The sequence below is a fragment of the Paenibacillus jamilae genome, from assembly GCF_050482105.1.
Taxonomy (GTDB): Bacteria; Bacillota; Bacilli; order Paenibacillales; family Paenibacillaceae; genus Paenibacillus; species Paenibacillus jamilae_B.
Map to the genome: position 1 here is coordinate 61,622 of NZ_JBCNHI010000009.1, position 12,424 is coordinate 74,045.

The 12,424-nt window shown below is 47.4% G+C and carries 12 protein-coding genes and 1 riboswitch; of the genes, 2 read left to right on the forward strand and 10 right to left on the reverse strand.

Going from position 1 to position 12,424, the window contains the following annotated elements:
• Nucleotides 1–54 precede the first annotated feature (54 nt).
• Entirely contained in the window at nucleotides 55–942 is an 888-nt protein-coding gene (locus ABEW32_RS05565; protein ID WP_430185480.1) for an NAD-dependent epimerase/dehydratase family protein, read from the forward strand.
• Nucleotides 943–1,101: 159 nt separating this feature from the next.
• Here ABEW32_RS05565 and ABEW32_RS26470 read toward each other — a convergent pair whose 3' ends face one another.
• The 8 genes from ABEW32_RS26470 to ABEW32_RS05600 form a co-directional block, all read right to left on the reverse strand.
• Entirely contained in the window at nucleotides 1,102–1,314 is a 213-nt protein-coding gene (locus ABEW32_RS26470; protein WP_488168818.1) for a hypothetical protein, read from the reverse strand.
• 391 nt (nucleotides 1,315–1,705) lie between these two features.
• A complete protein-coding gene (locus ABEW32_RS05570) occupies nucleotides 1,706–2,314 on the reverse strand; it encodes a GNAT family N-acetyltransferase (protein ID WP_430185482.1) in 609 nt (202 codons plus the stop codon).
• A 59-nt stretch (nucleotides 2,315–2,373) separates the two neighbouring features.
• Nucleotides 2,374–3,114: a metallophosphoesterase family protein gene (locus tag ABEW32_RS05575; protein ID WP_430185484.1), complete on the reverse strand. Its 741-nt coding sequence runs from the start codon at nucleotides 3,112–3,114 to the stop codon at nucleotides 2,374–2,376.
• 105 nt (nucleotides 3,115–3,219) lie between these two features.
• Nucleotides 3,220–4,164, reverse strand: coding sequence for a metallophosphoesterase (locus tag ABEW32_RS05580; protein WP_430185486.1), 945 nt, complete (start codon nucleotides 4,162–4,164; stop codon nucleotides 3,220–3,222).
• A gap of 40 nt (nucleotides 4,165–4,204) precedes the next feature.
• The gene (locus ABEW32_RS05585; RefSeq protein ID WP_430185735.1) at nucleotides 4,205–5,029 is read right to left on the reverse strand and encodes an AAC(3) family N-acetyltransferase; all 825 of its coding nucleotides are present in this window, start codon (nucleotides 5,027–5,029) and stop codon (nucleotides 4,205–4,207) included.
• Nucleotides 5,030–5,200: 171 nt separating this feature from the next.
• Nucleotides 5,201–5,968 (reverse strand): succinate dehydrogenase iron-sulfur subunit, encoded by a 768-nt coding sequence (sdhB, locus tag ABEW32_RS05590; RefSeq protein WP_430185488.1) that lies wholly within the window; start codon nucleotides 5,966–5,968, stop codon nucleotides 5,201–5,203.
• A 19-nt stretch (nucleotides 5,969–5,987) separates the two neighbouring features.
• A complete protein-coding gene (gene sdhA / locus ABEW32_RS05595) occupies nucleotides 5,988–7,733 on the reverse strand; it encodes a succinate dehydrogenase flavoprotein subunit (protein WP_430185491.1) in 1,746 nt (581 codons plus the stop codon).
• 94 nt (nucleotides 7,734–7,827) lie between these two features.
• Nucleotides 7,828–8,502, reverse strand: a complete 675-nt coding sequence (locus tag ABEW32_RS05600) for a succinate dehydrogenase cytochrome b558 subunit (RefSeq protein ID WP_016820038.1) — start codon at nucleotides 8,500–8,502, stop codon at nucleotides 7,828–7,830.
• A gap of 226 nt (nucleotides 8,503–8,728) precedes the next feature.
• Between ABEW32_RS05600 and ABEW32_RS05605 the strand changes: the two genes are divergently transcribed.
• A complete protein-coding gene (locus ABEW32_RS05605; protein ID WP_430185494.1) occupies nucleotides 8,729–9,634 on the forward strand; it encodes a LysR family transcriptional regulator in 906 nt (301 codons plus the stop codon).
• Nucleotides 9,635–9,639: 5 nt separating this feature from the next.
• On the opposite strand, the gene ABEW32_RS05610 is transcribed toward ABEW32_RS05605, so the two are convergent.
• Together ABEW32_RS05610 and ABEW32_RS05615 are read right to left on the reverse strand one after the other, a co-directional pair.
• Nucleotides 9,640–10,317, reverse strand: coding sequence for a potassium channel family protein (locus tag ABEW32_RS05610; protein ID WP_430185497.1), 678 nt, complete (start codon nucleotides 10,315–10,317; stop codon nucleotides 9,640–9,642).
• 18 nt (nucleotides 10,318–10,335) lie between these two features.
• Nucleotides 10,336–11,676 carry a TrkH family potassium uptake protein gene (locus tag ABEW32_RS05615; RefSeq protein WP_430185499.1) on the reverse strand — a complete coding sequence of 447 codons (1,341 nt, stop codon included), beginning with the start codon at nucleotides 11,674–11,676 and terminating at the stop codon, nucleotides 10,336–10,338.
• 408 nt (nucleotides 11,677–12,084) lie between these two features.
• Nucleotides 12,085–12,237, reverse strand: a riboswitch (cyclic di-AMP (ydaO/yuaA leader).
• Nucleotides 12,238–12,424 lie beyond the last annotated feature (187 nt).

Below are 12,424 nucleotides of genomic sequence, written 5' to 3' on the forward strand. Positions count from 1 at the left end.
TAGTCCGTCTACCTTAATATAAGTGAAAACCATTTCAGGAGGAGTGACATAAGTATGAAAAAGATACTCGTATTGGGTGGGACACGATTTTTTGGCAAAAGACTGGTGGAACGTCTGCTGGACAGTTCCGAAAACTCCGTTACCATCCTTACGCGAGGTCACACAAGCGATTCGTTCGGTGACCGCGTTCAGCGGATCTGTGCAGACCGTACCGACTCGCAAGCGCTTGCTGAGGCGGTAGGTGAGCAAGTATGGGACGTTGTTTATGATAATATTTGCTATTCTCCAGATGAAGCCAGCGAAGCCTGTCGTATTTTTGATGCTACAGCCAAAAGATACATTATGACCTCTAGTCTATCTGTCTATAATCCAAGCCCGGAAGCGCTGACAGAAGGGATCTTTGACCCTCAAGCTTATCTGGTTCGTCAGGGCGGGAAGGACGATTTTACATATCAAGAGGCTAAGCGGCAGGCTGAAGCCGTTTTTATGCAACAAGCCACGTTTCCTGTAGTGGCTGTTCGTTTTCCAATTGTATTGGGAACAGATGATTATACGAAAAGACTTCAATTTCATATTGAACATGTTCGTGCAGGCCAAGAAATCGGACTACCTAATTCCACAGCACTTATCTCATTTATTCGTTCCGATGAAGCCGCAGATTTTCTGCTCTGGCTTGGTTCTGCTGATCTAACAGGCCCTGTAAATGCTTGCTCCAACGGTACAGTTCGGATTGGAGATATCATTTCGATTATTGAACAGGTCACGGGCAAACAAGCTGTGATCCAAAAACAAACAGCAGACGAGCACATGTCTCCATTTGGTATTACACAATCATGGTATATGGATACAACAAAGGCCCAGTCAGAGGGATACTCATTCCTCTCCCTAAACGAATGGTTACCAGAGCTGATAACCAGCCTGAACCGTACCTATGAATCATAAAAAAAGAGGACCCGAAGCTTCGGGTCCTAGCAATATATATGATTCAAAGGGGGTCATGTCTATGTTTTACCCACTCTATATTAAAGTAATTTTGCATTTATATTTCATTTTTGTAACAAAATGAAACACAAATGAGCGCAGCCAAGGCAAGAAAACCACTCACCGCCACAGAAATAGAGAATGCCCTGATATAATCCGACAGATTAGCATCTCACGAGCCTTATGAAGCTTTGATATATCCTCACGGCTTATAAAATGGCTTGCCCCCCTGGTTACATGTCCATCGATCTCCCCAAAAAATGCAATCAACTCCCTTGCCTTACTTTCCATGTATAACCGTTTCATCGTCCCATTGTAGTTACAATGTATCATGTCAAAACCAGTTCATCCTCTAAATATAAAATATTCCCGGTCAAACTTTGGGTATGGCTTTCTCTGCCGTTTTATTCGCAGTATATTTCACCGTTTAAGCAATAGCTGAGTTCAAAGAGCGGACAAGCCTCCTGAATAGGACCATCCACAACCTCTGTGAATTGCTCAAATAAATGATGAATGTCTGCACTCCATATATTTAAAGCCAATGCCAGCCCTTCTTTCCTGATTGGTTCTAACTATAGGATAACAAAAAAAGAGGACCCGAATCATCGGGTCCCAGCAACATATATTATTCAAAAGGGGGTCATGTCTGTATTGTACCCGTCCTGTGTTAGAGTTGTTTTGCAGTTATATTTCATCTTTGTAACAAAATATTCCAATGTCATTTCTATGCATAATCCCCTTGGGTCATCGAAAATACCAATATACTCGGCACCTCTCCAGAGGGATCATAGGCACCAATGGTGCGCAGCAGGCGCATCTTATTTTTCATAAGCACACGCATAGAAGCCTGGTTATTCTCTTGGCAACGGCTTTCGATTCGATTGAGCTTCAAAGACTCGAAACCAAATTTCAGCATCTCTCCCACGACTTCTGTAGCCAGGCCCTTTCCCCAAAAAGGCCGATCCAGAATATAGCCCAGTTGTGCCTCCCCCGTTCTTTCATTCCATTGCTGAAAAGAAACGATACCAAGCAACGGTGAAGAGATCCGTTCGTGGAATTCATCATGCAGATTGCTTTTTTCTGTATTTCTCCGATGCCATTCCACTGCGAAATGCAGGGAATCTAGGGAGTCAGCAGATATTTTAATTTGTGCAACCAGGCGCCTCATTCTTGCATAGACTGGCTTGCGAATTCGATTCACATATTGGATTACCAATGGATCGGATAAAATCCGCTCCAGCGCAGGATAATCTTCCGCTCTGAGCTGGCGCAATCGGACTCGGCAAGTGCAAAGCTCCGGCAGTCCGAGACGAAGCATTTCTCTGGTCAGCACAATGTTCCCTCCTGCGGATGGATTCTGCTTTTAGCAATACATATTTTACATTTCCATACTTAATCCAGGTCCTGAATTCCCCGGTAAATTCCGGTACGCAGTTCTCGAATATAATATGCCAAAGAAGGCACATCCGCCTCTTCTGCTTGTTTTACTGCCAACTCTATATCATACGGTACGCGTACAAAATGAATGGAAAAAGACGTGAGCTGCTCTTCTCCCCATTTCCCCTCTAAAATGCAGTAGGAAGCCTGCGTGATATCCAATGGATTCCCGACACTCCCGACGTTAAAAAGTGTTTTCCCCTGAAAATGCTGAATAAAAGCATTGTGCACATCACCATAGCCCACGACCTCTGGAGCAAAAGGAGCTTTTCCACTTTCTTCTGTTAGCGGATCGAACATGGCAAGCCTTTTGGCTGGCTCATCCCATGGCTGCACACGGTGATACACGCTTTGCGGCGAGGCATGCACCAAGCGGATACGACGTCCGCTCATTGTAAAATCATAATGAAACGGTAACTGTGCCAAGTACTGCACTCGCTCTGCACCCAAACGTTCGGCTTGCCAGCTAAAATGGAGATCATCCGTTATGCTAACCAGTTCATCCCAATTGCCCCGAACGACGACTTCACAATGTTGACGGATAGCATCCAGAACCTCGCATGGGCTAGGCCCTTTGCCGATCAGATCCCCCAAACAAAACACACGGCTAATGCCTCGGGAAGCAATATCTTCCAGCACCGCCTCACAAGCTGGCCAATTGCCATGAATATCTGAAATGACAGCAATACGATCCATCTGAATCCCACTCCTTTGTTCAAAACGGCTACATCTCTACACTACATTCAAGCCAACATTATGTAGTTCCAACATATAGGATGAAGAAGAAAAAAAGATCATGGCCTATTGGCCAGATTTTAACGTAATGACACTAAGCTCCGGTCTGCACAGCACACGAATCGGCAAATGCGTCATACCAATGCCTCTGCTGACATACAGTGGCATTCTATCCGGTCCCACATGGAATAACCCCTGAATGTACTTGCGTCCACCCGGAGGTGGCATCGGTGCCCCAATAACAGGCAAACGTACCTGCCCCCCATGCGTATGTCCTGACAATTGAAGATCAAAGGACATTTGCGCCACCACATCTGCATAGTCTGGCTCATGCATCAACAGCAGCTTGCACATCTCATCAGGCAGTCCGTGAATGGCACGCTGCGGATTGGGCTTGCCCATGATGTTATCCTCTAAGCCAACAATAGCCACACGCTGTCCTGCGCGCTCTACAACTACATGCTCGTTTCTCAGCAACGTAAATCCGGTTTTCGGATACAACTCCTGAACGCCGGCGGGTAAACCTCTATAATCATGATTGCCCAGAATAGCAAACTTACCAAGGGTAGCGTGCATGGAAGCCATAACTGGAACAGCAGCCTTCATTGATACGGAATAGTCGTCTACAATATCGCCAGTAAAACAGAGCAAATCCGGCTTCAGATCTGCTATCCGGTCCGCAAGCTCACGCAGATCCTGCTCATCCATGTGAAAGCCCAAGTGCACATCACTGAAATGTACCACCCTAATTCCGTCAAATGCAGACGGAAGACGAGGAAGAGACAAGTTGAAGCGTGTAATCTCCAAATGATTAGGCTCCCATAAGGAAGCATATCCTCCAGCCAAAAGTGCAGTTCCTGCTGTGGCCAAAGCCGCTTTTTTCAAAAAACGGCGGCGGGAAGGATTAGCTGGCTCATTTGATAAGGAACGCCGCGAAGAACCGGGAGGGCTAGCGGCCTTCTGGTGTGGGCCATCCTGGCTCTCGCGGCGGATTTGCGGCGTCTTCCCCATATACGTTCCCTCCTTGTGATCTATTCACTTTTTTTACAATTCACGTTCCCAAAGCACACCGATTAGTGGACAGCCACTGCTCTGCATAGTCAACCAAATCCCGTTGCCTTGCGAAAAAACATGAAGCCTCTCCAATGTTCACCCGCGTAAAGGATGTGGGACATTCCCGTTCGAAATCAAGTCCCAACTGCTCAAAATCATCCGAGGTAATATTAAAATCCTGAAAAGACACCCACGCTTTGGCCCCATCCACCATCATAGGGGCTTGATGCGTGATGACTTCACGTCCATTATAGGCTGTTCGGTATTCCGCCAAATGCAAAGACGTGTTGCTGTCATGTCCGCAACCCAGCAGCAGTACATAGGCGTCTGCCTCATATAGCTTCGCCAAGGGTGAATGCTCACCCAGCCCAAAATCAAGCTCATGCGCTTCCAGCAAGCCTGAAGCAGCCGGTCCACGTGCCGCCAGAGAAACGTGCGGATGCCCGCTGCGCATTATTCCCGGCAAGCCACGGAACGTCTCTACGATGACGCCCATTCCCCCGGTCAGCGTCCAGGCCGGATCATAAGCGGGCATTTCCTCGCGTACCAGTTCCCACCATGACTCATCCAGAGGCGGGTTCATCCAGATAGACGGATCTGTCAAGTCGTGTGACTGTGTTGGCATCACCAGCGTCCCTTCCCGGCCAATCGCTTCAGTTAATGCAGCAATAATGGCAGAGGCTCCGCCTGGAACAAAACGTCCAAAGCTGCGCATCGACGAGTGAACCAGCAATGTCATGCCGCTCCGAACTCCCAGCTCCTTTAATCCTTTCAACACATCCGACCTCGTAACAGGTCGTTTCATTATCGGTTGCACAGTCACCTGTCCAGCCTCCCTTTCTCCAAAAACGATACACAATACCATAATTATACCATAAGTGCTATTCCGCGCTCCTTCCTCCATGTTACCCTCCATTATGCCTGAGCGCAAAAAACAGGCCTTTCTCCGATTTGGAAAAAAGCCTGTTTAGGTACAATTTGTGAGTTGGCTGTGCTACACGGTCAACCAGCGCTTGAACATATGCTTGGTCGTTTGCTTGTTCATTTCGGCAATAGAAGTTGTCAACGGAATGCCTTTTGGACAAGAGCGCACGCAGTTTTGCGAATTGCCACAGCCCTCCAGCCCGTCGTCCGTCATCAATGCATCCAGGCGCTCCTCCTGATTCATTTCCCCTGTCGGGTGGCTGTTAAACAGGCGAACCTGAGAAATCGCCGCAGGTCCGATGAACGTTGTCTTCTCATTGACATTTGGGCATGCTTCCAGACAGACACCACAGGTCATGCACTTGGACAGCTCATATGCCCACTGCCGCTTTTTCTCTGCCATTCTAGGGCCAGGTCCCAGATCGTAGGTACCATCAATCGGAATCCACGCTTTGACCTTCTTGAGCGCGTTAAACATCCGGCTGCGGTCAATGACCAGATCCCGTACGACCGGGAATGTACTCATCGGCGCAATCGTAATCGGCTGCTCCAGCTTATCGACGAGCGCTGCACAGGCTTGACGCGGCTTGCCGTTAATCACCATGGAGCAAGCTCCACATACTTCCTCCAGGCAGTTCGACTCCCAGCACACCGGAGCCGTCTCTTTACCTTGGCTATCTACCGGATTACGCTGAATTTCCATCAGCGCGCTGATCACGTTCATTCCCGGTCTGTAGGCCAATTCGAATTCTTCCGTATAGGAACTAGCATTAGGCTCATCCTGACGAGTTACGATGAACTTCACTGTTTTATTCGACTTCATTGCTTGCTCCGACATCTAAATACACTCCCTTCTGTTATTTGCTCTTGGAATAATCTCGAACACGCGGTTTAATCAGTGAAACGTCGACCTCTTCATACGAAATTTGTGGTCCTTCCGGTGTCCAATCTGCGATCGTCGTTTTCAGATAATCCTCATCGTTGCGGTCCGGGAAGTCCGGCTTGTAATGAGCCCCGCGGCTTTCATTGCGCAGTAGCGCCCCCTTGGTCATCGCTTCGGCCAGCTCCATCATATTCCACAGCTGCCGTGTAAACGCTGCACCCGCATTATTCCAGCGCGAAGCGTCATTAATATTAATGTTCGAGTAACGCTCCTTCAGCTCCTTAATCTTCTGAATCGTAGCTTCCAGCTTGTCATTATAACGAACCACAGTCATATTGTTCGTCATCCACTCACCCAGCTCTTTATGAAGAACATAGGCATTTTCTTTTCCGTCCATATGCAAAATACGCTCATACTTCTCAGTTTGCTGATTGACTGCCGCATCAAATACCGAAGAAGCTACATCCTGGGCAGACTTTTTCAAGCCCTTGATATATTCCACAGCCTTCGGTCCAGCCACCATCCCGCCATAAATGGCCGACAGCAATGAGTTTGCACCCAAGCGGTTCGCTCCGTGATACTGGAATTCACATTCACCAGCTGCAAACAGACCTGGTATATTCGTCATCTGATTATAATCGACCCACATGCCGCCCATTGAATAATGAACAGCCGGGAATATTTTCATTGGAATTTTACGTGGATCGTCGCCAACGAATTTTTCGTAAATTTCAATAATGCCGCCTAGCTTTACATCCAGCTCTTTCGGGTCCTTGTGGGACAAATCTAGGTAGACCATGTTCTCGCCATTAATCCCCAGTCCCTCATCAACACATACACTGAATATTTCACGGGTCGCAATATCGCGAGGCACCAAATTTCCGTATGCCGGATACTTTTCTTCGAGGAAATACCACGGCTTGCCGTCCTTATACGTCCAAATACGACCGCCCTCTCCCCGTGCCGATTCGGACATGAGACGCAGCTTGTCGTCACCGGGTATAGCCGTCGGATGAATCTGAATAAACTCACCGTTCGCATAGCGAACGCCTTGCTGATACACTGCACCCGCAGCCGTGCCAGTATTAATGACGGAATTCGTGGTTTTGCCGAAAATAATCCCGGGACCACCGGATGCCAAAATAACGGCATCTGCTGCAAAAGTCTTCACTTCCATCGTACGCAAATCCTGCGCACAAATCCCTCGGCAGATGCCTTCATCATCCAGTACAGCCTGTAAAAACTCCCAGTTTTCGTACTTGGTCACCAAACCTGCAGATTCCCAGCGTCGTACCTGCTCATCGAGAGCGTACAGGAGCTGCTGTCCTGTCGTCGCACCAGCAAAGGCTGTCCGATGATGCTGGGTACCGCCGAAGCGGCGGAAATCCAGCAGTCCTTCCGGTGTCCGGTTAAACATGACGCCCATGCGGTCCATAAGATGGATGATGCCCGGAGCTGCTTCGCACATTGCTTTTACCGGCGGCTGGTTTGCCAGAAAATCACCGCCATAGACTGAATCATCAAAGTGAATCCAGGGTGAGTCTCCCTCACCTTTGGTATTTACCGCGCCGTTGATGCCACCTTGAGCACAAACGGAGTGGGATCTTTTGACCGGAACCAAAGAAAATAAATGAACGTGGACTCCCGCCTCTGCCGCTTTGATCGTAGCCATTAGACCTGCCAGACCGCCGCCCACGACGATAATGTTGGATGCTGCCATTTCTGCTCACTCCTTCTTTTCAGGATTTGTACCAAATCCCCTTTTACCCTTCAAAATAGGATCTCAACACGATGTATAATTTAAAAAGACTCCATTACAATAGCTGTTTAAAAGCGCTGCATTGCACCAGGGCTGTTGCCGTTTCCTGGAATTCCGCACTGCGGAATGCAAGCAGGGAAGCAACGAAGCCGATCGACACCACCACGAACAGGGTCATACAGATGTAGGAAGATACTTTTTGGGCACGGGGTCCCACCGTAATTCCCCAACTGACCATAAACGCCCACAGTCCATTAGCAAAGTGAAATGATGCTGAAACGACACTAATTAAATACAAAATAAAATAGACCGGGTTCGTCACTATGCCGTGCATTACGCCGCCTAGTTCCTCATGAGTTACATTACCCAAAGCCACCTGAAAGCGTGTGTCGTATACGTGCCAGATAATAAATACAAACGTAATGACGCCGGAAATGCGCTGGAACAAAAAGCGCCAGTTACGCGAATAGCCAAACCTTTTGACATTCGGATCAGCCTGATAAGCGATATACAAGCCATAGATTCCATGGAACAATAATGGCAAGTAGATGAATAATGTTTCTAGCACAATAACCAGTGGCAAACCATTCAGGAAGGCCACGCTGCGATTAAATCCTTCCTTGCCGCCCTCCACCGCTGTGAAGTTCGTCACCAAATGCTCAACAAAAAATAGAGCCAACGGAATGACGCCAAGAAGCGAATGCAGCTTTCTGGAATAAAATCCTCTCATCTAGGTAATGCTCCCTTCTCCCAATAATAGCGTTTTCAATAGTAATATAACATATAAAATGACAGTTCCCGACAGGAAATGTCCAACAAGGTGTCCCTTATAAGGAAAAACAAAAGTGTGAACATCTTGTGTCGCTTTCATGTTACTCCTTTTCGGCTTATAATGGAATTGCAATATACGTATTAATTATTATGTCTTTTTTGCATATAGAGAGGAAGTGGATGATTTGTTTGAGGATTTGAACGCTTTTGCCGTTATTGTCGAGCAGTCCAGCCTGAATAAAGCCTCCAAGCTACTGAATCTGTCCCAACCTGCCCTGTCCCGCAAAATTGCCAAGCTGGAGGAAGAACTCGGTGTCCATCTCTTTGATCGTCGGGGTAAACGGCTCGAAATTACGTCGACTGGCCGATTTGTATATACTTTTGCGCTGGAGCAACGGCAACGTCAGCTTCGCTTCTTACAAAAGCTGTCACAGCACAAAAATGAAGCTCAGAGCATGCTTACACTGGGCGCCAGTCTCACGACACTCCAAACGACACTGCCTACCCTCGTCGAGGCTTTCATGAGCAAGCATCCTCAGACTGAGCTAAAGCTGCTCACTGGCAAAACGCATGAAATCGTTGCCTTTGTACGCGATAAAAAAGCAGACGCCGGCGTGGTCGGGTCTGCCATTCATGAAGCTGGACTGCGTTGCATTCCGCTATTTGACGATCATTTGGAGTTAGTCGTCCCCATCGGACATGAATTAACAGTCAAAACAGAAACGGCCTCAATGAAGGACCTGCAAGGATTACCGATGATCATTTTTTCCAAAGGAACCTGGTATCGCAGCTTGACGGACGACTTGTTCCAGCGCAGCGGCATTATGCCAGATATTCGCATGGAAATTGACTCCTTCGAGGCGATTGTACGCCTGCTTCCTACCTGCAAGGCATCGGCATTGCTGCCCAAATCCTATTTGCGCAGCGAGCTGCTGCGAGATAATGGACTTACTGCGTTGTACTTGCCTGATTTGAAAGAGACACGCCGAACGACCTCCCTCATCTACTCAGAAACGGCCGATCTTGGCCCGACAGCACGACGCTGGATTAGCGAGACACGTGCATCGTTTGCAGGCTATCGTATGGTGTAGAGGATTTAACCCTTTTCATTGACATTAACCACCTCATCCTCAAAACGGCCGATATTGTCATTGGAGCCGATGATGACCATAATATCGTCTGCTTTTAGCCGATCCATAGCTGTCGGCGCAATCAGAATACCATTCGCCGTATGAAGCGCCACGATGCTGCAACCAAAGCGGGTGCGGGCGTTTAATTCTGCTAACGTTTTGCCATTCAGACATGTAGGAACATTAAGTTCCACAATGCTGTATTCCTTGGACAACTCCAAATAATCGAGCAGATTAGGCGTGACAAGCTGATGCGCTACCCGAATGCCCATATCCCGTTCTGGATAAATAATACGGTCCACACCAAGCTTCTCTAACGCACGCCCATGCAGCACAGATATGGCTTTGGCTACGACTTTTCTCACGCCCAGCTCCTTCAGCAAAATGGTGGTCAGGATGCTTACCTGGATATCATCACCAATCGCAACAATGCCGCAATCAAAATTACGGATGCCCAGTGATCGCAACGCATCCTCATCTGTAGCGTCCGCCACGACAGTATGTGTCAGAACCTCACTCATACTGTCTACGACATCCTCATTTCGATCAATGCCCAGCACCTCGCACCCCATATCCACCAATTGCAAAGCCAGGCTTGAGCCAAACCGCCCCAAACCAATGACTACAAACTGCTGCGTTTTCATATCTACTCGAAAACTCCCTTACCCTATAATTATTTTACCTTCTGGATGACGATACAATTCCTTACCCTTTTTCGGACCCAGTGCATAAGCTAGCGTGAGTGGACCCAGTCTGCCTGCAAACATCGTCAGCGTAATCACCAGCTTGCCTACGACTGACAAATCAGGTGTAAGCCCTATGGACAGTCCTACCGTACCAAATGCAGACACCGTCTCGAACAAGATCATCAAAAAATGATGATCTTCGGTTGCGGACAGAATCATCGTCACTCCAATCACGAACAGCAGTCCCAGCAAGGTAATGGTTAAAGCCTTATAAATGCGTCCCTGCGCAAGTCGGTAACGGAACAGCACAATATCTTCCCGCCCTCGCAGCATTGAAATCACCGCCCCAACGAGCAGTGCAAATGTCGTGGTCTTAATCCCGCCTCCAGTGGAGCCAGGCGAAGCCCCAATAAACATGAGTATGATGATAAAAAACTGCGTTGCCTGCCGCAAGCCTGCAATGTCCAGCGTGTTGGCACCTGCGGTACGAGGGGTAACAGCCTGGAATAAAGAAGCCAGCAGTTTACCACCCCAATCAAGCGAGCCAAGCGTCTTCGGATTCGTAAACTCAAATACAAAAATGACGAGCGTCCCAACTACAATTAAAGCGGCTGTCATGCTGAGTACCACCTTGGTATGCAAGGACAGTCTCTTGCGCTTCCGGTATTCTACCAGGTCTGACATTACTACAAAACCAATACCGCCCGAAATAATGAGAAACATAGCTGTAAAATTAACAATTGGATCATATACATAACCTGTTAGGCTGCGAAATTCACCGAATAAGTCAAAACCAGCATTATTAAACATGGAAATGGCGTGCCATATTCCAAAATAAATCGCCCTGCCTACAGGCATATCAAACGACCAGCGAATCGAAAAAATAGCTGCACATACGCCCTCAATCATCAGCGAGTACCACAGCACCTTGCGAATCAAGCCGACAATCCCCTCGATAGAGGTCTGATTCATCGCTTCCTGCAAAATAAGGCGCTCCCGCAAGGAAATCCGACGCTTGAACACCAGTGCGATCAAGGTAGCCATGGTCATAAAGCCAAGTCCGCCAATCTGGATCAGCGCAACGATGACAATTTGGCCAAAGGTTGTAAAAAAGCTCCCTGTATCCTTAACGACGAGCCCGGTTACACAGGTCGCGGACGCAGCAGTAAACAAAGCGTCTATAAACGCTAGTGGCTTTCCTGTTGTATTAGAGATGGGCAGCATTAACAATAAACTACCTATTAGAATGATAATGGCAAAGCCTGCAACGAATATCTGTGGTGGAGAAAGCCGAAGCCACCTTGCATTGGGATTCATTTATTCATCACTTCTCTCCTAAATCCTTAAAACTATAAAAACAGTGATTTAATACGGTGTAAACCCGCTACGCGTTCCATTTGTCTTCCGATCGTCGTTGCCCCTGATTTTTTTAATTTTCCAAACCTTAAATAACTATAATTAACATTCCCTGAATACAGGAAGAATGCATGTCAAGCACTACTCGGCCCCCTATGCTATTGGCGGGCAGCAACGAAGGGGGCAGAATTGTTCTGAAGAAGCGAAGCGTTTGCCTTTATCTCCGGATTTTAACCATTAAAGGGTTTATACAATCAAAAAATCTGGGGATAACAGCAATCGGAAGAATAATCTGAACCCGCAGCGGCCTAACCAATCCAAACACTTTTATACACACAAAAAAAGACACCGGAAAACCGAGTGCCTGACTGGGTTCCTGCCTACAGCCTACGAGGTTAGCTGACGGATTCGGACAGCACAGTATGCCCTATTTACAGTTCCAGTCCATCAGGATCGGCTGTAAAATTCACCCCAGTAACATGGTTCCCCCGTTTTCTCATAGAAATTCGGCTTAGATGTATATCATTACCTATATAATTCATAGGCATTGCCTCAAGATTATAATCCTTCTCTATCCAGATCACAAAACCAATTTCGCCGAAAAAACGTGAAATTGGCTTTAATTTGCGAATAGGCATCGTTTAATCACTGCTTATCTAATTTTATTAAAACTTTAAAGTGCTTTCACTCTGTTTTCATGAATATCGTT